This window comes from Burkholderia sp. MSMB617WGS (assembly GCF_001532025.2).
Classification (GTDB): domain Bacteria; phylum Pseudomonadota; class Gammaproteobacteria; order Burkholderiales; family Burkholderiaceae; genus Burkholderia; species Burkholderia savannae.
Genome location: NZ_CP013457.1, coordinates 2,757,171 through 2,780,845, shown reverse-complemented (window position 1 = coordinate 2,780,845; position 23,675 = coordinate 2,757,171). Strand labels below are relative to the sequence as shown.

Annotated in this window: 15 protein-coding genes; 6 read left to right on the top strand and 9 right to left on the bottom strand. The window is 69.0% G+C overall.

Annotated features, from left to right (window positions below; all coding sequences use genetic code 11):
* Positions 1-23: 23 nt before the first annotated feature.
* Entirely contained in the window at positions 24-1,766 is a 1,743-nt protein-coding gene (gene cdpA / locus WT60_RS13690; RefSeq protein ID WP_081989375.1) for a cyclic di-GMP phosphodiesterase CdpA, read from the bottom strand.
* A 290-nt stretch (positions 1,767-2,056) separates the two neighbouring features.
* Between cdpA and WT60_RS13685 the strand changes: the two genes are divergently transcribed.
* A complete protein-coding gene (locus tag WT60_RS13685) occupies positions 2,057-2,605 on the top strand; it encodes a peroxiredoxin (RefSeq protein ID WP_038744762.1) in 549 nt (182 codons plus the stop codon).
* Positions 2,606-2,801: 196 nt separating this feature from the next.
* Here WT60_RS13685 and WT60_RS13680 read toward each other — a convergent pair whose 3' ends face one another.
* The 6 genes from WT60_RS13680 to WT60_RS13655 all read right to left on the bottom strand — a co-directional run bounded on the left by WT60_RS13680 (position 2,802) and on the right by WT60_RS13655 (position 15,761).
* On the bottom strand, positions 2,802-3,431 hold the full coding sequence (locus WT60_RS13680; RefSeq protein WP_038744764.1) for an SDR family oxidoreductase: 630 nt from the start codon (positions 3,429-3,431) through the stop codon (positions 2,802-2,804).
* 711 nt (positions 3,432-4,142) lie between these two features.
* Complete coding sequence (locus tag WT60_RS13675) at positions 4,143-7,445, bottom strand: efflux RND transporter permease subunit (RefSeq protein ID WP_038744765.1); 3,303 nt, start codon at positions 7,443-7,445, stop codon at positions 4,143-4,145.
* A complete protein-coding gene (locus WT60_RS13670) occupies positions 7,446-10,556 on the bottom strand; it encodes an MdtB/MuxB family multidrug efflux RND transporter permease subunit (RefSeq protein ID WP_038744766.1) in 3,111 nt (1,036 codons plus the stop codon). It lies immediately after the preceding gene.
* Between the two features lie 13 nt (positions 10,557-10,569).
* Positions 10,570-11,898, bottom strand: a complete 1,329-nt coding sequence (locus tag WT60_RS13665; RefSeq protein WP_038744767.1) for an MdtA/MuxA family multidrug efflux RND transporter periplasmic adaptor subunit — start codon at positions 11,896-11,898, stop codon at positions 10,570-10,572.
* Positions 11,899-12,419: 521 nt separating this feature from the next.
* A complete protein-coding gene (locus WT60_RS13660; protein ID WP_038744769.1) occupies positions 12,420-13,247 on the bottom strand; it encodes an IclR family transcriptional regulator in 828 nt (275 codons plus the stop codon).
* Positions 13,248-13,799: 552 nt separating this feature from the next.
* On the bottom strand, positions 13,800-15,761 hold the full coding sequence (locus tag WT60_RS13655) for an alkaline phosphatase PhoX (RefSeq protein ID WP_059669770.1): 1,962 nt from the start codon (positions 15,759-15,761) through the stop codon (positions 13,800-13,802).
* Between the two features lie 306 nt (positions 15,762-16,067).
* Here WT60_RS13655 and WT60_RS13645 point away from each other — a divergent pair, with 306 nt between their 5' ends.
* From WT60_RS13645 to WT60_RS13630, 4 genes are all read left to right on the top strand, one after another.
* Positions 16,068-16,541, top strand: coding sequence for a hypothetical protein (locus WT60_RS13645; RefSeq protein ID WP_038744771.1), 474 nt, complete (start codon positions 16,068-16,070; stop codon positions 16,539-16,541).
* Positions 16,542-16,631: 90 nt separating this feature from the next.
* Complete coding sequence (locus tag WT60_RS13640; protein ID WP_059646437.1) at positions 16,632-17,093, top strand: Rrf2 family transcriptional regulator; 462 nt, start codon at positions 16,632-16,634, stop codon at positions 17,091-17,093.
* A 330-nt stretch (positions 17,094-17,423) separates the two neighbouring features.
* On the top strand, positions 17,424-18,065 hold the full coding sequence (locus WT60_RS13635) for an NAD(P)H-binding protein (protein WP_059575308.1): 642 nt from the start codon (positions 17,424-17,426) through the stop codon (positions 18,063-18,065).
* 437 nt (positions 18,066-18,502) lie between these two features.
* Positions 18,503-21,067 (top strand): mechanosensitive ion channel family protein, encoded by a 2,565-nt coding sequence (locus WT60_RS13630; protein WP_060821949.1) that lies wholly within the window; start codon positions 18,503-18,505, stop codon positions 21,065-21,067.
* Between the two features lie 374 nt (positions 21,068-21,441).
* Here WT60_RS13630 and WT60_RS13625 read toward each other — a convergent pair whose 3' ends face one another.
* On the bottom strand, positions 21,442-22,062 hold the full coding sequence (locus tag WT60_RS13625) for a cysteine dioxygenase family protein (protein ID WP_038744774.1): 621 nt from the start codon (positions 22,060-22,062) through the stop codon (positions 21,442-21,444).
* Between the two features lie 145 nt (positions 22,063-22,207).
* Between WT60_RS13625 and WT60_RS13620 the strand changes: the two genes are divergently transcribed.
* Positions 22,208-22,675 carry an Lrp/AsnC family transcriptional regulator gene (locus tag WT60_RS13620; protein ID WP_038744775.1) on the top strand — a complete coding sequence of 156 codons (468 nt, stop codon included), beginning with the start codon at positions 22,208-22,210 and terminating at the stop codon, positions 22,673-22,675.
* A 221-nt stretch (positions 22,676-22,896) separates the two neighbouring features.
* On the opposite strand, the gene WT60_RS13615 is transcribed toward WT60_RS13620, so the two are convergent.
* Positions 22,897-23,667, bottom strand: a complete 771-nt coding sequence (locus WT60_RS13615) for an ABC transporter ATP-binding protein (protein ID WP_059575313.1) — start codon at positions 23,665-23,667, stop codon at positions 22,897-22,899.
* Positions 23,668-23,675 lie beyond the last annotated feature (8 nt).

Genomic DNA, 23,675 nt, shown 5'->3' with positions numbered 1-23,675 from the left:
ATTGATGAAGCCGGCGGCGGGCGTCATGCGGCTTCGTGCAGATAAAGCTCCTGCGCCTCGAAGCGCTGCGCGAGCTCGTCCGACGGCAGCGCGCGGCAGACGAGCCAGCCCTGGATGTGGTTGCAGCCCATCTCCGTCAGCAGCGTGCGCTGCGCCTCGGTCTCGACGCCCTCGGCGACGAGCTCGAGCTCGAGCGTCTGCGCAAGGCCGACGACCGCCGACACGATCGCGCGGTCGTTTCTCGACGTCAACAGATTTTCGACGAAACTTCTGTCGATCTTCAACTTCGCGAGCGGGAAGCTCTGCAGGTACGCAAGGCTCGAATAGCCGGTGCCGAAATCGTCGACCGCGAACCGGATGCCGAGCTCGGTCACTTCCTCGAGCAGCGTCTTCGCGTGATGCGGATCGTGCATCAGGAGGCTTTCGGTGATCTCGAGAACGATCCGGCACGGATCGATGCCCGTCAGCTTGATCGCGTCGCGCACGCTCTGCGTGAAGCGCGGATCGCGGAACTGCTGCGGCGACACGTTGACGGCCACGTATTGCAGCGCGATGCCTTGCCGGTCCCACGACACGAGCTGCATGCACGCGGCCTTCAGCACCCAGTTGCCGAGATAGTTGATGAGGCCGATCGACTCCGCGAGCGGAATGAACGTTGCCGGCGCGACGAGCCCGTGCACCGGGTGATGCCAGCGGATCAGCGCCTCGACGCCGACGACGGCGCCCGTGTGGCTCTTCGTGATCGGCTGGAAGTGCAGCGAGAACTCGCCGTTGCGCACGCCGTTGTAGAGATCGGCCTCGAGCTTCAGGCGCTCGGCGTCGGCCGGATCGTCGGTCGGCTGGTGGAACGCGAGCGCGTTGCCGCCCGCCGCCTTCGCCCGCGAGAGCGCGCGGTCCGCGCGCCGCAGCAGCGGACTGTGGTGCTGCGCGTGCTTCGACGCGGCGCGCGCGTCCGGATAGATCGCGATGCCGACGCTCGCCGACAGGTGCACGGCCTGCCCGTCGTACGCGTACGGCCGCTGCACGGCCGTCTGCAGCTGTCGGGCGAGCGCCTCGGCCGCGTCGATCGCGTCGATGCGCGTGGGCGCGTTCAGCATCACCGCGAACTTGTCGCTCGCGACGCGCGCGAGCCGTTCGCCGCGGGTCGCGAGCCGCTGCAGCCGCTGGGCGGTGTCGCGCAGCAGCGCGTCGCCCGCGTCGTAGCCGAGCGCGCGGTTGATTCGCTGGTAGTCGTCGAGATCGAGCAGCAAAAGCGCGGTGCAGCCGCCGCCTTCGTCGGCCGTCTTTTGCGCGCGCATCAGCGCGGGCAGCAGCGCGGACAGGTTGTCGAGCCCCGTCATCGGGTCGTGGTGCAGCTCGTAGGTGAGCCGCGCCTCGATCGCCCGCCACGACGACACGTCGAACGCCGCGATCGCGAAGCCGTCGACGCCGTGGTGGCGGCTGCGCACCGCGCGCACCTCGACGTCGAGCGGGTAGGTCAGCGACTTGACGAGACAGAGCGTCGCCTTCTCGACGTCGCCCGACGCGGACGCGCGGGCGAGCAGGCCGTCGAGCGTCGCGGTATCCTGCTCGGGGATCAGGTCGCGCAGCGTGAGCGTGTGCAGATATTCGCGGTGGTAGCCGATGAAGCGCAGGCCCGCGTCGGACACGTACAGGAAGCGCAGATCGCGGTCGACGTGAGCGAGGAAATCGACCGCACCGACGGTTTGCTCCAGCCAGCTTCGGACCGTATCGTCGGCGCGCGGCGTGCCGGCGCGCGCGGGCATCAGCGCGCCGCCCGACCAGGCGAAGCGGCGGAGCTTGTGAAATGCGGCGCGCCAGGAGCCTTTGCGGGGCGTCTTGTTCCTGATGGCTTCCATGTATCTCGCTGGCGTGAAGGGGCTGGAACCGGTGTCCGGACGCAATAACGGCGCATTGTGCCGATTCTTTAGCGTCAGGGAAGAAAGGATCTAGAGCATTTCGTCATGTGCGACAGTTCGGCATGCGAACGCGACTGGACGGCTTGCCGGGTGCCGGACCCTGTTGAACGTATGGACATTCGAAGACGAGGACTCAGATGAATCGAAAACTGGCATCGGGCGCGGCGGCCGCGCTCTTCGCGCTGTACACGGTCGCGGCCCATGCGGTGCTGAAGGTCGGCGATGCGGCGCCCGACTTCAGCGCGCAGGCGTCGCTCGGCGGCAAGACTTACACGTACTCGCTCGCCGACGCGCTGAAGAAGGGCCCCGTCGTGCTGTACTTCTATCCGGCCGCGTTCACGACCGGCTGCACGATCGAGGCGCACGCGTTCGCCGACGCGGTCGATGCTTACAAACAGTATGGCGCGACGGTGATCGGCGTCTCGGCGGACGACATCGAGACGCTGACGAAGTTTTCGGTCAGCGAGTGCCGCAGCAAGTTCCCGGTCGCCGCCGATCCGGATGCGAAGATCATCCGCGAGTACGACGCGAAGCTGCCGGCGATTTCGAAGGCGAACCGCGTGTCGTACGTGATTTCGCCGGAAGGGAAGATCCTCTACGAGTACACGAGCCTGTCGCCCGACAAGCACGTCGAGAACACGCTGAACGCGGTGAAGGCGTGGGCGGCGTCGCACAAGCAGCCGTGACGCGGGCGGCGGCCGCGTGAGGCGGGCCAAGGCGGGGGCGGCGCCGTGTCAGGAGGGCTGTCCATCGCGCGGAGCGCGAAGCATGCCGGGCGCGATGCCGGCAGTTGAGGCCGGCAGTTGGGGCCGGCAGCGGGTGCCGGCAACTGAGGCCGGCAGCGGAGGCCGGCCGGCGCGCTGCGCGCCCCGGCTCGTTCGTTCAGGCGCGCAGCGCCTGCTCGATCGGCACGCCGCCGCCGACGAAGCCGATCGTCTTCTTCGAGATGCCGAGCTTGATCGCCTCGATCGCCGCCCATGCGACGTCCTGTCGCGCGACGGGCGCTGAGTCGTCGAGGCGATCCTCGGTGAGCGCGATCTTGCCGACGCCCGGATCGTCGGACAGCGGACCCGGCCGCAGGATCACGTAGTCGATGCCCGATGCGATCACGCGGTCGTCGCCTTCGCGCTTCATCTGCGAATAGTGGCGCAGGAACTCGGGGCTGCGCTCCGGCCAGTATGCGGAGAGCGAGCTGATCACGACGAGCTTCTGCACGTTGTGCGCCTTCGCGTATTCGGCCGCGCGCGCAACCGCGTCGCGGTCGACCTGCTCCTCTTCGGCCGCGCCTTCGGATTCGGCGGAGCCCGCCGCGTAGATCGCGTGCGTGATTCCGTTGAATGCGGACGAGAAGTCCGCCGTCAGATCGGCGACGACGACTTTCGCGCCCGGCAGCGCGAAATCCGGCCGGCGCACCAGCGCCGTGACCTCGAAATCCTGCTGCTTGAGCAGCAGGTCCGCGAGCGCGCGGCCCGTGCGGCCGGACGCGCCAATCAGCAGTACCTTCATCGACATGAAACCACTCCTTGCATGGCGTTGCGTCAATGGCGCCCTCTGAACGAGGGACTGACGACGAACGTACAAGTGTATGCCGAATTCGCGTCCGATCGGTGGCGCCGAAACGAGATTCGGATCAAGCGCCGACGTGCGACGGCGGGCTGGCGCACATGGCGGCGCGCGCGCTCCGGTCCGGCCGATCTCGACTGCGGGCGGCGTGCGCGGGCGGCGCGCCGGCGCGATGGTGCTGCCGCCGCGCGCGGGGCCCGCTCATTTATGAATAGGCGAAGGGCTTCGTATCAGGCGTAAGCATTTGTGACATCGCGGCGTCGCCTGCGATCGCGCATCGGGCGATGCGCCGGCGGGCGGCGCGCCCGGTGCGGTTCGGGCCGGGCGAGACGGCCAGAATGGGGCGGCCCGTTCGGGACTCCCGTCCGGGACGGCCCGTCCGGGATCGCCCAGTTTGCGAGTGGCGGCGACGCGGACGGCCCGCGCGCCCGGCGCGCGCCGTCCGCGTGCGACATGCGTGCGACATGCGTGCGACATGCGTGCGACATGCGTGCGACATGCGTGCGACATGCGTGCGACATGCGTGCGACATGCGTGCGACATGCGTGCGACATGCGTGCGACATGCGTGCGACATGCGTGCGACATGCGTGCGACATGCGTGCGACGCGCAGCCGAAGCCGGCCGACCGGCGCGGCTCGCATCGCGCGCGCCCGGCGCGTCAATCGCCCACGATGGCCGCGTTGCCCGACGTCCCGCGGTTCCGGCGCTTTTCCGCCCACACGCGCAGCCGGTCCATGTACAGGTAGACGACGGGCGTCGTATAGAGCGTCAGCATCTGCGACACGATGAGGCCGCCCGCGATCGCGATCCCGAGCGGCGCGCGCAGCTCGGCGCCGTCGCCGCGCCCGAACGCGAGCGGCAGCGCGCCGAGGAGCGCCGCCATCGTCGTCATCATGATCGGCCGAAAGCGCAGCAGGCATGCCTCGTGGATCGCGTCGAACGACGACTTGCCTTGCCGCGACGCATCGATCGCGAAATCGACCATCATGATCGCGTTCTTCTTCACGATGCCGATGAGGAGAATCACGCCGATCAGCGCGATGATGCTGAACTCGGTCTTGAAGAGCAGCAGGCCGAGCAGCGCGCCCACGCCCGCCGACGGCAGCGTCGACAGGATCGTCACCGGGTGGATGTAGCTCTCGTACAGGATGCCGAGCACGATGTAGACGGCCGCGAGCGCGGCGAGGATCAGGACCGGCTGATCCTTCAGCGACTGCTGGAACGCTTGCGCGGTGCCCTGGAAGCTGCCCTGGATCGTCGGCGGCACGCCGATCTGCGCCATCGTCTGGTAGATCACCTGCGTCGCCTTCGACAGCGACACGCCGGGCGGCAGGTTGAACGAGATCGTCGTCGCGACGAACAGGCCCTGGTGGTTGACCGACAAGGGCGTCGTGCTCGGCCCGAAGCGCGCGATCGCGGAGAGCGGCACCATCGTCGACTTAGACGTCGACACCGACGCGCCCGACGACGCGCTCGACTTGCCGCTCGACGAGATCGAGTTGAGCGCCTGGTTGCGCGCCGAATCGGCGGCGATCGCGGCGGCGCTCTGCGCGGCCGTGCCGGCCGTCGACGCGCGCGTCGACGTCGCGACGTAGGTGCCCGCCGCCGCGTTCGTCGTCTGCGCGCCGCTCGCGCTGCCGCCCGACGTGCTCACGTACACCTGGTTCAGCATCTCCGGGCTCTGCCAGTATTGCGGCGCGACTTCCATCACGACGTGGTACTGGTTGAGCGCGTTGTAGATCGTCGACACCTGGCGCTGGCCGAACGCATCGTACAGCGTGTTGTCGATCTGCGCGGGCTTGATGCCGAGGCGCGCGGCCGTCGCGCGGTCGATCGTCACCATCGACTCGAGGCCGCCTTGCTGCTGGTCGGAATTCACGTCGGCGAGTTCGGGGCGTTTCTGCAGCGCCTCCGTCAGGATCGGCCCCCATTTGTACAGATCGGCCGACGAATCGCCGAGCAGCGTGAACTGATACTGCGCGTTGCTCTGCCGGCCGCCCATCCGGATGTCCTGCGCCGCCTGCAGGAACGTGCGCGCGCCCGCGACGTGCGACAGCGGCTCGCGCAGCTGCTGAATCACCTGGTCGGCCGACAGCTTGCGCTGCGGCTTGTCCTTCAGCGCGACGAACATGAAGCCCGAGTTGGTCTGCGTGCCGCCCGTGAAGCCCGCGACGTTGGCGACGTTCGGATTCGCGCTCACGATGCGCATCATCTCGGTGAACTTGAGCTTCATCGCCTGGAACGACGTCGTCTGGTCGGCCTGGATGCCGCCGATCATGAGCCCCGTGTCCTGCTGCGGGAAGAAGCCCTTCGGCACGACGACGTAGAGGAACACGTTGAGCGCGATCGTCGCGGCGAGCGTCATCAGGATCGTGCGCGGATGACGCAGCGCCCACGACAGCGTGCGCTCGTAGCCGCGCTGCATCCGCTCGAAGCCGCGCTCGAGCCAGCGCGCGAAGCGGCTCTCGTCCCGCGGATCGTGCGGCTCGGGCAGAAGGCGCGCGCACATCATCGGCGTGAGCGTGAGCGACACGACGAGCGACACGGCGATCGCGAGCGACAGCGTGAGCGCGAACTCGCGGAACAGCCGCCCGACGATGCCGCCCATCAGCAGGATCGGCAGGAACACCGCGACGAGCGACAGGCTGATCGACAGCACCGTGAAGCCGACCTCGCGCGCGCCGTCGAACGCGGCCTGCAGGCGCGGCGTGCCGTTCTCGATGTGGCGCGAGATGTTTTCGAGCACGACGATCGCGTCGTCGACGACGAAGCCCGTCGCGACGATGAGCGCCATCAGCGACAGGTTGTTCAGCGAGAACCCGAGCAGGTACATCGCGCCGAACGTGCCGACGATCGAGATCGGCACGGCGACGCTCGGGATCAGCGTCGCGCGCCAGTTGCGCAGGAACAGGAACACGACCATCACGACGAGGCTCACCGCGATGAGCAGCGTGTGCTCGGTGTCGGCGAGCGACGCGCGGATCGTGCGCGAGCGGTCGAGCACCGGCGCCACCTTGATGTCGGCGGGCAGCGCGGCCGTGAGCTGCGGCAGCGCCGCCTTCACGCGGTCGATCGTCTCGATGATGTTCGCGCCGGGCGACCGGTAGAGAATCACGAGCACCGCGCGCTCGCCGTTCGCGAGGCCGAGGTTGCGCAGGTCCTCGACCGAGTCGACGACGCTCGACACGTCCGAGAGGCTCACGGCCGCGTTGTTGCGGTACGCGATCACGAGATCCTTGTACTGCGACGCCTGAGACGCCTGGTCGTTCGTGTACAGCTGGTAGTGGTTCGGGCCGAATTCGATCGCGCCTTTCGGGCTGTTCGCGTTCGCCGACGCGAGCGCGGCGCGCACGTCCTCGAGGCCGATCCCGTAGTGAAAGAGCGCGTGCGGCTCGAGCTCGACGCGCACGGCCGGGTTCGCCGAGCCGCTCAAGCTCACCTGGCCGATGCCGTCGATCTGCGACAGCGATTGCTGGAGCACCGTCGACGCGGCGTCGTACAGCTTCGCGGGCGAGGCCGTCTTCGACGTGAGCGACACGACCATGATCGGCGAATCGGCCGGATTGACCTTGCGGTACGTCGGGTTGCTCTTCAGGCTCGCCGGCAGATCGGCGCGCGCGGCGTTGATGGCCGCCTGCACGTCGCGCGCGGCGCCGTCGATGTCGCGGTTCAGGTTGAACTGCAGCACGATCCGCGCGTTGCCGACCGAGCTCATCGACGTCATCTCGGAGACGTCGGCGATCGAGCCCAGGTGCCGCTCGAGCGGGCTTGTCACGCTCGTCGCGACGGTCTCGGGGCTCGCGCCGGGCAGCGACGCCTGCACCATGATCGTCGGGAAATCGACTTGCGGCAGCGGCGAGACGGGCAGCTTGACGAACGCGAACAGGCCGGCGAGCGCGATCCCGAGCGCGAGCAGCGTCGTCGCGACGGGGCGGGTGATGAACGGGCGCGACAGGTTCATTTACGCGTCCGGATGCGCGGCCGCCGGGCCGGAGCGATCGAAGAAGCCGCGGATGCGGCGCGCGAGCGCGTCGAAGCCGAGGTAGATCACGGGCGTCGTGAAGAGCGTGAGCACTTGCGACACGATGAGCCCGCCCGCGATCGCGATCCCGAGCGGCTGGCGCAGCTCGGAGCCCGCGCCGGAGCCGACGATGAGCGGCACCGCGCCGAGAAGCGCCGCGAGCGTGGTCATCAGGATCGGCCGAAAGCGCAACAGGCACGCCTGGTAGATCGCCTCGCGCGGCGGCTTGCCCTCGACGCGCTCCGCCTCGAGCGCGAAGTCGATCATCATGATCGCGTTCTTCTTCACGATGCCGATCAAGAGCACGATGCCGATGATCCCGATGATGTCGAGGTCGTGGCCGGTGATCATCAGCGCGAGCAGCGCGCCGACGCCCGCCGACGGCAGCGTCGACAGGATCGTGATCGGATGGATGTAGCTCTCGTACAGCACGCCGAGCACGATGTACATCGTGATGATCGCGGCGAGGATCAGGAACAGCTGGTTCGACAGCGACGCCTGGAACGCGAGCGCCGCGCCCTGGAAGCGCGTCTGGAACGACGCGGGCAGCCCGAGCTCGCGCTCGGCCGCCTCGATCGCCTTGACCGCCTCGCCGAGCGACGCGCCCTGAGCGAGGTTGAACGAGATCGTCGTCGCCGGGAACTGCGACAGGTGCGACACGAGAAGCGGCGCCGGCCGCTCGTGGAACGTCGCGATCGAAGCGAGCGGCACCTGCCCGCCGCCCGCCGACGGCAGGTAGATGCCGTTGAGCGAATCGGCGTAGTGCTGCATCTGCGGCTCGGATTCGAGGATCACGCGGTACTGGTTCGACTGCGTGAAGATCGTCGACACGATCCGCTGGCCGTACGCGTCGTAGAGCGCGTTGTCGACGGTCGCGGGCGTGATCCCGAAGCGCGCGGCGTTCGCGCGGTCGATCTCGATGTAGACCGATTTGCCGCTGTTTTGCAGATCGGTCGCGACGTCGGCGAGCGACGGCTCCTTCTTCAGCCGCTCGACGAGCTTCGGCACCCAGGTCGCGAACTCTTCCGCATTCGGGCTCGTCAGCATGAACTGATACTGCGTCGGGCTCACCGTCGAATCGATCGTCAGATCCTGCACCGGCTGCATGTAGAGCGAAATGCCCGTGACGTTCGCCACCTGCTGCTGCAGCGAGCGGATCACGTCGCTCGCCGATTCGCTGCGCTCGTCGCGCGGCTTCAGGTTGATCAGCATGCGGCCGCTGTTGAGCGTGATGTTCGAGCCGTCGACGCCGATGAACGACGTGAGGCTCACGACGTCCGGGTTCTTCAGGATCTCGGCGGCGAGCGCCTGCTGGCGCTCGGCCATCGCGCCGTACGACACCGCCTGCGGCGCCTGCGTGATCGCCTGGATCACGCCGGTGTCCTGCGTCGGGAAGAAGCCCTTCGGAATCACGACGTAGAGGAGGGCGGTGAGCGCGAGCGTCAGCACCGCGACGACGAGCGTGGAGCGCTGCCGGTTCAGCACCCACTGCAGCGCGACGCCGTAGCGCGCGATCACGCGGTCGATCAGCGCGTGCACCTTCGCCTCGAAGCGGTGGCTCTCGGGCGGCGGCGTGTGGCGCAGGAGCTTCGCGCACATCATCGGCACGAGCGTGAGCGACACGACGGCCGAGATCACGATCGTCACCGCGAGCGTGATCGCGAACTCGTGAAAGAGGCGCCCGACGACGTCGCCCATGAAGAGCAGCGGAATCAGCACGGCGATGAGCGACACCGTCAGCGAGATGATCGTGAAGCCGATCTGCTTCGAGCCCTTCAGCGCCGCCTCGAGCGCCGAATCGCCTTCCTCGACGTAGCGCGCGATGTTCTCGATCATCACGATCGCGTCGTCGACGACGAAGCCCGTGGCGATCGTGAGCGCCATCAGCGACAGGTTGTTCAGCGAGAAGCCCGACAGGTACATCACCGCGAGCGTGCCGATCAGCGACAGCGGCACCGACAGGCTCGGGATGATCGTCGCGTAGACGTTCGCGAGGAACAGGTACATCACCAGCACGACGAGCACGACCGCGAGCGCGAGCTCGAACTGCACGTCGCGCACGGCGGCGCGGATCATCGTCGTGCGGTCGGTGACGATCTGCACGTCGAGCGCGGCGGGCAGCGATTCCTGCAGCTTCGGCAGGATCGCCTTGATGTTGTCGACCGTCTGGATCACGTTCGCGCCCGGCTGCCGCTGCACGTTCAGGATGATCGCGGGCTCGGAATCGACCCACGCGCCGAGCTTCGTGTTCTCCGAGCCGGCGACGACTTTCGCGACGTCGGTCAGCATCACGGGCCGGCCGTTCTTGTACGCGACGACGGCGTCGTTGTACTGGTCGGCGCTCGTCAGCTGGTCGTTCGCGTTGATCGTGTACGCGCGCGTCGGGCCGTCGAAGTTGCCCTTCGGCGTGTTGACGTTCAGGTTCGAGATGGTCGTGCGCAGGTCGTCGAGGTTCAGGCCGTACGACGCGAGCGCGAGCGGGTTCGCCTGAATCCGCACGGCCGGCCGGTTGCCGCCCGACAGGCTGACGAGGCCGACGCCCGACACCTGCGAGATCTTCATCGCGAGCCGCGTGTCGGCGAGATCCTGCACCTGCGTGAGCGGCAGCGTCTTCGACGTGACGGCGAGCGTGATGACGGGCGCGTCGGCCGGATTGACCTTCGCGTAGATGGGCGGCGCGGGCAGGTCCGACGGCAACAGGTTGCCGGCCGCGTTGATGGCGGCCTGCACTTCCTGCTCGGCGATGTCGAGCGGCAGGTCGAGGCTGAACTGCAGCGTGATCACCGACGCGCCCGCCGAGCTTTGCGACGACATCTGGTTGAGCGACGGCATCTGCCCGAACTGCCGCTCGAGCGGCGCGGTGACGGACGAGGTCATCACCTCGGGGCTCGCGCCCGGATAGAAGGTCTGGACCTGGATCGTCGGATAGTCGACCTCGGGGAGCGCCGCGAGCGGCAGGAAGCGCAGCGCGACGAGACCGGCGAGCATGATCGCCGCCATCAGCAGCGCGGTGCCGACCGGGCGAAGAATGAAGACGCGGGACGGGTTCATCGGTCAGCCGGCGTCATTGCGATTGTGCCTGCGACGCGCCGCGGCGGCGATGCCCGCCGTGCGCGCCGGACGCGGCCGATGCGCCTTTCGCGCCCGACGCCTGCTTCGGCTGCTCGGCCGGGACCGTGATCGCCGAGCCCTCGCGCAGCCGGTCGGAGCCGTCCGTCACGACGCGCTCGCCGGCCGCGAGCCCGTCGACGATGCTCGTGCGCTCGCCGTCGACGGGGCCGGGCTTCACCTTGCGCACGGTCACGGTGTTGTCCGGCTTCACGACATAGACGAACTGGCCGATCGAGCCGGTGAGCACGGCCGACGTCGGCACGATCGTCGCGTCGCGCATCGTGTCGACGAGAAGGCGCGTGTTGACGAACTGATTCGGGAACAGCAGGTTGTTCTTGTTCTCGAACGACGCACGCAGCTTCACGGTGCCGGTGGTCGTGTCGATCTGGTTGTCGAGCGTGTCGAGCATGCCGGTTTCGAGCGGCGACGTGTTGTTGCGGTTGTACGCGGTGATCGACAGCTTGTTGCCGGCGCTCACCTGCTTGAGGATAGCGGGCAGGTTGTCTTCCGAGGTCGTGAAGATGACGCTCATCGGCTGCAGCTGCGTGATGACGACGATGCCGTTCGTGTCCGACGGCGTCACGTAGTTGCCCGGATCGACCTGGCGCAGGCCGACGCGGCCCGACACGGGCGCCGTGATCCGCGCGTACGTGAGGTTGAGCTTCGCGGAATCGATCGCCGCGCGGTCGATCTGCACGGTGCCTTCGTATTGCTTGACGAGCGACGCCTGCGTGTCGGCCGTCTGCTTCGCGATCGAGTCTTGAGCGACGAGCGTCTGGTAGCGCTTCAGGTCGAGGCGCGCGGTCGCGAGGAGCGCCTCGTCGCGCGCGAGCGCGCCCTGCGCGTTCGCGAGCGAGATCTCGTACGGGCGCGGATCGACTTGCGCGAGCACGTCGCCTTTCTTGACGATCTGGCCTTCCTGGAACGACACCGACTGCAGGTAGCCGGACAGCTGGGTCCGCACGGTCACGTTCGCGAGCGGCGTGACGGTGCCGAGCGAATTGAGGACGATCGGCATCTCGCCGCGCGCCGCGGTCGCGACCTGGACGGGCTGCGGCAGGTTCGCGAGCGCGGCCGGCCCGCCGCGCTTGCGCGCGCCGCTTTGCTGGCTCGCGGCGGTCGAGTCGCCGCCGCTCTTCCACGGATGCCACCACAGCAGGCCGCCGGCCACGACGGCCGCGATCGCGCAGAACGCGATCAGCTTGCGGCGCGGGCGAGGGGCTTCGGGGCCCGACGGCGGGTGGGCGGGAGAGCGGGGCGTGGGCTTTTCTTGATTGTCCATCGGTTCGATCTGGAAGTCGGCGTGCAGCGCTTACGGCAGGCGCGGGCGGGCCGCGTTCGCGGGCGGCGCGGCGCGGGCCGACTGCGGCCCGGTCGCGACGCAAAAGAGCGGGGCGCGCCGTTTGGGCGCGGGGTTGCATGATGCTACGTCCCCATGACGGTTACAGTCCAGCGCCCTATCTTTCAGCGAATTACGGTCGTTACAGATGAACGGATGATGACGGTGTCGCGATGACGCGCAAGATGCTGCGGTTGCAGATCGGGCGGGGCGGGGTGTTGTCGGGGCGGATCGGGCTGCGGGCTGCGGGCTGCGGGCGGCCGGCGAAGGGCGAAGGGCGAAGGGCGAAGGGCGAAGGCGAAGGCGAAGGCGAAGGCGAAGGCGAAGGCGAAGGCGAAGGCGAAGGCGAAGGCGGCCGTTCGCCGCATCGGACGCGGTATGCGCCGCCGGCGCACACCGCGCGCGCGAGCAAGGGCGGGCAGGGCGTGTCAGGGCATGCAAGGACGCGCGCCAAGGGCCGCGCGTCAGGGCGCGCGGTTCGGCCACGCGGAGCCGCCGATCTCGCGCGTGATCCTCGCGATGCACTCGCGCAGCGCCGGCACCGCGACCGAGCGCAGGAAATCGGGCGTGCACTGGTGCGCGGAGCCGCCGCAGTTGACCGCGTAGCGCTGGCCGGTCGGCGCGACGAAGCCCGCCGCGATCGCATTCAGCTCCTCGCGCCATTCGCCGATCGCGATCGCGTAGCCGTTTTGCGCGATGTCGGCGAGCGCGGAATTGAGCCTCGACACGACGAACGGCCAGTCGTCGCCCGCCGCGGCCTGCAGCGCGCCGATCAGCTCGCGGCGCGCGTCGTCCTCGAGCGCCGCGAGATACGCGCGGCCGACCGCCGTGCGCGCGATGTCCATCCGCGAACCCGTCTCGAGCCGCGTGACGAGCACGGCCGAGCGCGGACGGATCACGTCGATCGCGACCATGTCGAGGCGGTCGCGCACGGCGAGGTGAACGGACAGCGAGGTCTTTTCGGCGAGCTCGACGAGGAACGGCCGCGAGCGCGCGCGGATGTCGAAGTTGCGCAGGAAGCCGTTGCTGAGCTCGAGCACCGACGCGGTCAGCACGAAGCGCTCGCTGTCGGGCAACTGGAACAGGAAGCCCGCGTTCACGAGCGTCGCCGTGATCCGCGATACGGTTGGCTTGGGGATGCCTGTCAATTCTGCCAGTTCCCGGTTGCTGACCGGGGCGTCGGAGGTGGCGATGCGGCGCAGAACGGCCAAACCGCGCGCGAGGGCCGTGATTTCGTCGGAAGTGGCTTCCCGTTCACGGGAAATGGCCTGAGCGTTGGAGCGTGTCGTCACGGAAATCTCTCTTTTTCGAAACTTGATTTCAGATTTTTATCAATTGTAAGACGAATGCCGGAAAGTGCGCGCGTTTTGCGATAATCTTTCACGATGCGCAATACTTACTCACTTACCCTGAGTTTATTAGGGAAATGTCGGGTCGCGCACAGTCGAAAATGCGTGGGAGGCATGTATTTTTCGCTTGACTTGTCGCCCGGAAACGGAAAAAATGTCTCCCAATTTCGAAACGTTGTTTCGTTAGTTTAGTCGGGAACGACGTTCGATGCAGTCTCTCAGGTTCTAGCACGGCCCTCGGAATGGCTAGAACTTTTTTAGCGCCACGGTCTCCGTGGCGCTTTTTTTTTGCCTGTTCACTGTCCAGGTGGGAATCCCAAATATTGGGATTGCGCCGGGCAATGCCGACGCGGCCTTCCGTTGCCGTTCTCGCGCCGAGCTGCGCCGCCGCACGCGGCGAGCGCGCATAAAAAAAGGCGCGGTTCCACGAGGGCATCGCGCCAACCCGGCATCGAGCGCCGGCGAATCAGCCGTGACGGCGAAGAGAATCCGGGGTCACGCCTTCTTGAGCTGGATCGCGGCGGGCTCGGCCGTCAGATAGCCGACGCTCGCGCCGAAGCGGTCCTTGTAGTTCGCGCGCACGAGCGGATCGAGCACGCCCTTCACCTTGTCGTGCAGCGGCGATTCCCAATCGCCCGCGTGCTGCAGGTTGCTCATGATGTACGTCCAGCCGTTGATCTCGTCGACCGCGTGCAGGCCCGTCGATTCGGCGCCCGCCGGGCACGACAGCACGCGCGAGAGTTGCTTCGTGTCGACGTTGTACGCCCACAGGAAGTTGTTCACGTGCATCCCCGAGTCCTCGCCGACAAAGAGCGTGCGCAGCTTCTCCGAGTACTTCAGGTTGTCCGGATTCGCGATCTTGTCCGGATTCGCGAGGTTGCCGAGCGCGTCGGCCGCGGCGAGATCCTCGCCGACGAGCGCCGCGGGCGCGCTCATGTCGACGGGCACCCATTCGCTCGCGATCGTCGCGCCCGACGTGTCGCGTTGCCCGCCGCGCATGTTGAGCGCGTAGACGGCGCCCGCGTTGATCGCGCGGTCGAGCGCGATGTCCGGCCCGGCGGCCGCGTTGCCGCGAACCATCGATTTCTGGATGTACGACATCGCCGTATAGAGCACCTTGTCCTTCGCGTTGACCGTCGTGCCTTCGAGCTTCGTGAAGCCCATGCTGCCGCCCGCGTACGCGGCGAAGCGGTGCGTTTCGAGGAACGCCGCGGCCTTCGTCATGCCGGGCTTGATGCGGACCCAGTTGAACGTGCCGCTGAAGTTGATCTTCGAAAACGACGCGTCGCCCGGGTCCTTCGTCGCGACGTCCATGATGTCGGTCGCCGTCAGCCGGTTCGCGAGCGCCTCGATCTCCGCGCTCGTCGCGTGGCCGAGATTGATCCACGTGAGCGTCGCCGAGCCCGGGCCAATCGACGAGGTCTGCGTCCACTTCGCGACGTACAGCGTGCCCGCCGAGAGATCGGCCGCGCTGTCGGCGATGAACATGAAGAGGCCGCCGTTCGTCGCGTCGTCGCCCATCAGCACCGTGCGTTGGTCCGGCATCACCTGCACGAGCTCGTGCGAGATTCGACCGAGGCAATAGTGCTTGCGCACCGAGCCCGTGCCGTCCGGGTTCACCGTGATCTCGGGCAGGTGGCCGTAGTGGTACGGGTTCGCGGCCGTCTCGCTGCCGAACGTGTTCTTGCTGAACGCCTTGAACTGCGCGTCGGTCGCGGCCTTCGTCGCGTCCGGCTCGTACTCCTCGCTCGACAGATGCGTGTTCCACGGCGACAGGCTCGCGCCGCACGTGATCCACAGGCCGTGCGCGGCCGACGTGTCGACGTTGTGATACTTGACGAGCTTGAGCGCGCCCGTGGCCGGGTCCTGGTCGAGCGTCAGCACGGCGATCGGCGACGGCAGCCGGCCGTATTGCGACGCGCTCGCCAGGTCGCGCGTCGTGTATTCGAACTGCACGACGGCGAACACCGCGTTGCCTTTCACGCCCGGCACGCTCGCGTTCTTGAGCGTGAGCAGCGAGCTGCCGTCCGGGCAGTCGGAGTAGAACTGGCGCGCCTGGCCCGGCGCCGAGCGATCGACGATCGGCCGGTTGTCGATGTCGTAGTAGCCGCCCGCGAGGGTCGTGCCGCCTTTGCCGTCGGGCACCTGGTCGCCCGTCACGAAGAACGGCCGGTACGCGAGCTTGTAGTCGCGCGACGTGCCGTCGGTGAACGAGACGGACAGCGTCGAGCCGACCGTCGTCGTCGCCATCGCGGCCGGGCTGGCGAGCGTCGGCGCGGCCATCGACGCGAACGCGGCCGCCGCGAAGCTCGCGGCGGGCGGCGCGGCGGCGACGTCTTCGTCGCCGCCGCAGCCGGTGAGCAGGGCGGGGAGCGCGACGCCGGAAAGTGGCAGCATCGGCGCGCCGGCGAGGATCTTCAAGGCATGGCGGCGGGAGGGATTGGGCAACGCGGGCATGGGGAATCCAGTTGTTGTGGGCGACGGGAGCCGCCGGTGGCCGGCGCGGGCGCGGCGAACGGCGGTGAGAACCGCATGGAAGTGTATTTTTTGAAAATGAAAGTTTTTTGAATTGAATTTGTATGAATGGACGGGCGTCTCGCGAGGGACGCGCCGATGCGGCGTGCGCGGGCGCCGGCCCGTCGGGCGGGGCGCCGCCGATGCGGCAACGACATGTAAAAAAGAAGCGCAAGCCGTTGGGCGCGCGCCGGTGCGTCGTATCATCGCTTTTTCGCCACACGGAGCCGCTTTGCCGCGCCATTCGCCATGACGATCGAGATCGCCGACGCAACCGCACACGTTCACGCCATCGCACCCATTTCCCGCGCCGGCCGCAGCCGGCTTCGCGCCGCCGCGCTCGCGGCGGTCGCCGTCGCTGCGCTGGCCGGATGCAAGAAGCCCGACCAAGCGAGCGCGCCGCCCGACAACGCGGCGAGTGCCGCCGCGCATGCCGCCCAGCAGACGACGCAGCAGCTCGACCAGGTCGCGAGCTTCGTCAATCAGCAGATCGACGCGGCGAAGCGGGGCGTCGCGTCGGCGGCGTCCGCCGTGCCGCCCGTCACCGCGAGCTCGGCGCAGGCCGCCGCGCAGGGCGCCGCGTCCGCCGTGCTCGGGCAGGCCGCCGCCGCGGCCGGCACGAGTCTCGAAACGGCCGGCCGGAAGCTGCAGCAATGGAGCCAGACGGCCGCGCTGGGCGTATCGGGCGCGTCGGCCGCGAGCGGCTCGGCGGCGAGCCGCTGAATTTCGCTTGCATCGCGGATTAAATGTAATTATTATGGTTACACATTGTCGTCGGAACGGGGTGCGCGAGCGCGCCGTTTCAGGTGAATCATGAATACGAGCAGCCGGTTCGCGTTTGCCGTTCACGTGCTCGCGCTGTTGTCGATGCAGGAAGGCGTGCCGCTGTCGTCTGACGTGATTGCGGGCAGCGTGAACACGAATCCGGCGTTGATTCGCCGCCTGCTGTCGATGCTGGCGGCGGCGGGGCTCACGACGTCGCAACTCGGCGCGGGCGGCGGCGCGCTGCTGGCGCGCGAGCCGTCGGGCATCACGCTGCTCGACGTCTACCGGGCGGTCGACGATGCGCAGCTCTTCGCGCTGCACCGCGAGGCGCCGAATCCGGCCTGCCTCGTCGGGCGGCACATCCAGGGCGCGCTGACGGGCTACATCGGCGACGCGCAGCGGGCGATGGAGGCCTCGCTCGCGACGCGCACGCTCGCCGACGTGTCGGCCGACGTGCTGCGCTCGGAGGCGTCCGGGCGGCCGGGCGGGGCGCGGCAGACGAGCGCGTGAGCGATTGCGCGGCGGAGCGTGCTCGGCCGCTTGAAGGTTCGCGTGGACGGGTGCGATGCGGCGAAGCGGCGAAGCGGCGATGCGGCGAAAGGCAAAGCGGCAAAGCGCGCGATGTCGGGCGCGCTGCGGCTGCGAGCCGTATCGGGATTCGCCGTCGGCCCGTTGTGGGCGGGCGCAGGATGAGACGCCAAGGGCTTGCCGCCCGATGAAATGCCGCCCGGCGGTCACGACGGGCGGATGAATTGACTATGATGGGGATCGTGGGTCCCTCTTTTTTCGATTGAATATGTAATTGATATAGTTACATATTCGCCAACCAGGAGAATCGACATGACGCAACGTACTTTGAAAATCGCTTTGTTCGGCGCAACCGGCATGATCGGCTCGCGAATCGCGGCCGAGGCGGCGCGACGCGGCCACCAGGTGACGGCGCTGTCGCGCAACCCGGCGGCGGGCGCGCAGAACGTCACCGTGAAGGCGGCCGACCTGTTCGATCCGGCGAGCATCGCCGCCGCGCTCGCGGGGCAGGACGTCGTCGCGAGCGCCTACGGCCCGAAGCAGGAGGACGCGTCGAAGGTCGCCGCCGCCGTGCGGGCGCTCGTCGAGGGCGCGCGCAAGGCGGGCGTGAAGCGCGTCGTCGTGGTGGGCGGCGCGGGTACGCTGGAAGTCGCGCCCGGCAAGCAGCTTGTCGATGCCGAGGGCTTCCCGGACGCGTACAAGGCCGTCGCGCTCGCGCACCGCGACGCGTACGACTACCTGGCGAGCGTGCAGGACCTCGACTGGACGTTCTTCTCGCCCGCCGCGCTGATCGCGCCCGGCGAGCGCACCGGCCAGTTCCGCACGGGCGAGGGCAAGCTGATTGTCGACGCCGACGGCAACAGCAAGATCTCGGTCGAAGACTACGCGGTCGCGTTCGTCGACGAGATCGAGCAGAGCCGCTTCGTGCGCCAGGCCGCGACGGTCGCGTACTGATCGCGGCGCGGACGCCGGCGCGACGCGCGCGGCGGTCGCTCGGAGCGGAGCGGCCGGGCGATGGCGTTCGGCCGGGTGGTCCGGCCGGGCGACATCGCCGAAGGGGCCGGCCGGAAGTGTCGGGCCGGGAGCGTCACGCCGAAGGGGCAGTCCAAAGCGCTAGCCCGAGTTCGAAGCGCTAGCCCGAAGCGCTAGCCCGAAAGTGGCACGCCGAAGGGTCGTGGCGAAGGGGCATGCCGAAGCGCCAGGCGGGAGCATTCGGCCAGGCATGTCGACCGAGCGCGTCAGCCGAGGCGTTCTTCCGCACGCGCGTCGCGCCGGTTCGCGCCGGCACGACGCGCGCGCCGTCGTTCAGGGCGCGCGCTACCCGCGAAGCGGGCGGCGCATGCGCGCGTTGGGGCTACACTGGCGATCGTCGTCACCACTCCTACGATCGCATGCCGATTTCGCCTCGCTCGCTCTTCGCGCGCGGCGCCGCCGTCGTTCTCGCCGCGCTCGCCGCTTGCCCGTCGATCGCATCGCGGCCGAGCGGGCGGCGATCGACCCCGTCGAGCGCACGCGCCGCCGCGCTCGCGCTCGCCGCCGTCGGCTTCGCGCTCGCCGTCGCGCCGTTCGCCGCGCGAGCGGCGACCAATCCGGGCCTCGCCACCTTCCAGAAGCTGATCGCGCCCGCCGCCGCGTCGGACGCCGCCGCGCCGGCATCGGGCGCCTCGGCCGCGGCGAGCGCGTCGGCGGCCGCGCCGTCGCCGGCGAGCGCCGCCGAGATCGCGCGCTCGTTCGACTCGGTGATCCGCATGCTCGACAACGACCGGCAGCGTACGCAGCTCGTCGCGCAGCTCAAGCAATTGCGCAGCGTGGCGCTCGTCGCGCAGGCCGGGCAGGCCGCATCGGCACCGGCGGCGGCGTCCGGCGCGGCGGGCGCGGGGCTTCTCGGCGCGATCGCGTCGGGGATGGCGTCCGTCGAGGCGAGCCTGCGCGAGCGCGACACGCCGCTGCGCTACTGGTCCGCGCGCTTTCGCGCGGCGGGCCGCGAGCTCTACGGGCTCGCGAGCGGCGCGGGCCCGCAGCCGAGCACGCGAATCCTGCTCGATCTCGTGCTGATGCTGGCCGGCTGGCTCGCGTGCGCGGCGCTGTTGATCTGGGCGCAGCACGGTTTCTGGGCGCGCCACGGCGTCACGGTCAAGCTCGATCCGAATCCGAGCGCGAAGGAGATGCTGATCTTCGCGTTGCGGCGCGTCGGGCCGTGGATCGTGTCGTTCGTCGCCGTGCTCGCGATCGCGCGCGGGCTGCCCGATTCGCTCGGCCGCACGCTCGCGCTCGTCGCCGCGTACGCGATCGTGTCGGGCTCGGTGTTCGCGTCGCTGTGCCTCATCATGTTCGCGCTGTTCAGCTCGGGCCACCGCCGCGCGGCGGGGCGCGTGCTGATCGCGCGCTCGTGGCGGCTGCTGCGCCTGATCGGCGCGTTCGGCGCGCTCGGCGACGCGGCGCTCAACCGCGACGTCGCGTGGCAGCTCGGCCTCGACCTGTCGAGCCTCGTGTCGACCGCGTCGAGCATGACGGCCGCCGTGCTCTGCGCGTGCTTCGCGGTCGCATACCGGCGGCCCGTCGCGCACCTGATCCGCAACCGCAGCCATGCGCAGCGCACGGGGCATCGCGCGACGACGGAGATGGCCGACTTCGCGGCCGCGCTCTGGCCCGCGCCCGTGCTGGTGCTCGCGTTCGCGGCGGTCGCCGGCACGCTGCTCGTCAGCCGTTCGTCGTCCGATCTGCTGCGCACCTCGATCGTGAGCGCGCTGCTGCTCGTGCTCGCGTTCTTCCTGTCGGCCGTCGTGCTGCGCGTCACGCGCCCGAATCCGGTCCACCGCAAGCGGCGCCACCGCTCCGTGTACGTCGCGCGGCTCGTGCGCTTCGCGGGCTCGCTCGCGACGCTCTTCATCTGGCTCGGCTACGTCGAGCTCACGTCGCGTCTGTGGGGCATCTCGCTCGCGCGGATCGTCGAGCACAGCGTCGCCGCGCGCGGGATCGCGCAGGCGGTGACGGCGATCGTCGTCACGCTGTTCGTCGCGTGGCTCGCGTGGATCGTCGTCGACACCGCGATCCTCGAGGCGCTCAGCTCGGCGACTTCGCGCGGCAAGGCCCGCAATCCGAGCGTGCGCGCGCGCACGATGCTGCCGCTCGTGCGCAACGTCGCATTCGTGACGATCGTCACCGTCGCCGCGATCGTCACGGCGGCGAACCTCGGCATCAACGTGACGCCGCTCCTCGCCGGCGCGGGCGTGATCGGCCTCGCGGTCGGCTTCGGCGCGCAGTCGCTCGTGTCGGATCTCATCACCGGGCTTTTCATCATCGTCGAGGACACGATTTCGGTCGGGGACTGGATCGACGTGGACGGCGGCCACGCGGGCACCGTCGAGCATCTGACGATCCGCACGGTGCGGCTGCGCGACGGGCAGGGCGCGCTGCATTCGATTCCGTTCTCGCAGATCAAGATCGTCAAGAACCTGTCGCGCGACTACGGCTGCGCGGTGTTCGAAGTGCGCGCGCCGTTCTCGGCGGATCTCGACCAGGTGACGCGGCTGATTCGCGACGCGGGCGCGGATCTGTGGAGCGACGGCGCGGTGCGCCGGCTGATGCTCGGCGCGGTCGAAGTGTGGGGGCTCGACCGCTTCGAGCCGAACTGGATGATCGTCAAAGGGCAGATCCGCACGCGGCCGCAGCAGCAGTCGACCGTGATGCGCGCGTTCAACGCGCGCATCAAGCGGCGGATGGACGACGCCGGCATCGAGATTCCGCTGCCGCAGATGCACGTGTATTCGACGACGGCGGGCGGCGCCGCGGCCGAGGACGCGACGCGCGAAGATGCGCGCGATCCGGCGCGCGACGCGCGCGACGATATGGGGCGCGGCGGCGAAGGGCGGGCCGCTGGCGCCGAAGGCAGCGGCGGGAAGCGCACCGATGCCCGGGCAGCGGCAGCGGGCGAGCGGGGCGCGAAAGGTGTGTGACGGTGTGTGAGGGGCGTGTCCTGCCGGGCGTGCCGCAGGTATCGGCTGGTGCGATGAGTTGCGGGGGACGATGCTCATGACGGCCGGTGCCGGGCGGGTTCGGATGGCGCGTACGGCTCTAACGGCTCCAACGGCTCAAACGGCTCCAACGGCTCAAACGGCTCCAACGGCTCAAACGGCTCAAACGGCGCTCAAACGGCGCTCAAACGGCGCTCAAACTCAAACGGCTCGATCACGCCGCCGCGCCCCCGTCACCTCCGTTTCACGGCGCGACATGGTCGCGCCCAAGCAACCCCGCATGCTCGGCCGCGAACGCCGGGGCGTCGAATCGCGGCTTCGCCGCGTCGTCCGCGTGGGCACGGGCGATCACGCCCTCAGGCATGCGCGCCGGCGCCGACCGCGACGACGTCGTTTACGTGCGTCGCCACCCGTTCGCCCGCCACGCCGTACACGTGCAGCGAGATCGCGGGCGCGTCGGCCGGCGCGCCCGCGTGCCCGAGCCGGTGAATGGCCTCGCGCCCCGCGCGGACGTACGACACCGCGCCCGTCGGCCGCGCGTGCCTGCGCGCGTCGACCGCGCAGCAGGCCGCATCGTTCCAGCGGTAGACGATCTCGGTCAGCTTGCCTTCCAGCACCGCATAGCCGCACCACGCATGATGGCCGTGCACCGGGCTCCATTGGCCCGGCTCCCAGACGAGCGACACGACCGCATAGCGGCCGCCCGGATCGGCGGCAAGCAAATGGCGCCGATAGCCCGCCGCGCCGCTCTCGCGTTGCGCGGGCGTGAGGAAGTCGGGCGTCGCGGCGGCTTGCGCGAGCGCGATGCGCAACTCGCGCGCGAACGCCGGATGGCGGGAGGGCGCGGACTCTCGGGCGAGCGAGTCGAACGCCGCGTCGAGCCGCGCGCAGAAACGTTCGATCGCCGACGGCGCGCGCTCGCGCGGTTTCGGATGCGCATCCGGCGCGTGCGGGAGAAAAGAGGCGGCGTGATTCATCGTTGGCTCGGTCGTTCATGTCCCGCGGCGAGGTTGCGCGGGTCCGGTACGTATTTATACCGGTCGACTTGGAGAAAGGGATTCCATATTGTTCCCTCATGCGAACAATGAATAGAATAATTTTCTATTCGCTACGGACGGGGAAATGGACGCGATCGATCGTAAGTTGCTCGAGCTGCTGCAGGAGGACGCGACGCTGCCGATCGCGGAACTCGCGCAGCGCGTGAATCTGTCGCAGACGCCGTGCTGGAAGCGGATTCAGCGGCTCAAGGAGGCGGGCGCGATTCGCGCGCAGGTCGCGCTGTGCGATCCGCGCAAGCTCGGCGTCGGCACGACGGTGTTCGTCGCGGTGCGCACGAACCAGCACACCGAGGAGTGGGCGGCGCGCTTCACGCAGGTCGTGCGCGACATGCCGGAAGTCGTCGAGGTCTACCGGATGAGCGGGGAGACGGACTATCTGCTGCGCGTAGTCGTCGCCGACATCGACGACTACGACCGCATCTACAAGAAGCTGATCCGCTCGGTGCCGCTCTTCGACGTGAGCTCGTCGTTCGCGATGGAGCAGATCAAGTACTCGACCGCGCTGCCCGTGCGCGACGGCGACGCGCGCTGACTGCCGACTGCCGCTTGCCGCTTGCCGGCTGCTGACTGCTGACTGCTGACTGCTGACGGTTGACGGTCGACAGTTGACGGGGCGGCGAGCCGGCGGCCGTGCGCGATGCCCCGAATGCCGGACGCGGCGGCGCGATGTCCCGCCGACCGTTTGCGCCCGACACGCGTGCCCGACACGCGTGCCCGATGCGCCCGCCGAACGGCGCCGCGCGTCGCTCGCGCTCAACGCCCCCGCTCGAGCGCGCGCCGGCGCTCGTCGGCAAGCGCGTCGCGCCGCACGAAATCCGCGACGAACCCGCTCGCCGGATGGTGATAGAGGTTGTACGGCGCGTCCCACTGTGCGAGCCGGCCGTCGGCGATCACGCCGATGCGGTCCGCGAGCGCGAACGCTTCCGCCTGATTGTGCGTGACGAAGAGCGCCGTGTGGCCCGCCGCCTTCAGGATGTCGCGCACTTCGAACGCGAGCCGCTCGCGGGTGTCGACGTCGAGATTCGAAAAGGGCTCGTCGAGCAGCAGCAGCTCCGGCGACGGCGCGAGCGCGCGGGCGAGCGCGATCCGCTGCTGCTGGCCGCCCGACAACTCGTGCGGATACGCGTTCGCCGCATCGGCCAAGCCGACGAGCTCGAGCATCTGCGCGGCGCGCGCGCGGCGCTGCGCCTTCGGCGTGCGGCGCAGCCCGAACTCGACGTTCTGCTGCGCGCACAGGTGCGGGAACAGCGCGTAATCCTGGAACATCATGCCGACGCGGCGCTTTTCGGGCGGCACGTCTGCGTCGCGGCTCGCGAGCGGGGCGCCCGCGAGCACGATTTCGCCCGCGCGCACCGGCTCGAAGCCGGCGATCGCGCGCAGCACCGTCGTCTTGCCGCAGCCGGACGCGCCGAGCAGGCAGCCGATCGCGCCGCGCTCGAGCGCGAGATTCAGGCGGTCGACGACCGTGCGCCGGCCGCGCGGCGTGTCGTAGGCGAGCGTGACGGCGTTCAGTTCGAGCAGCATGGTGTGCC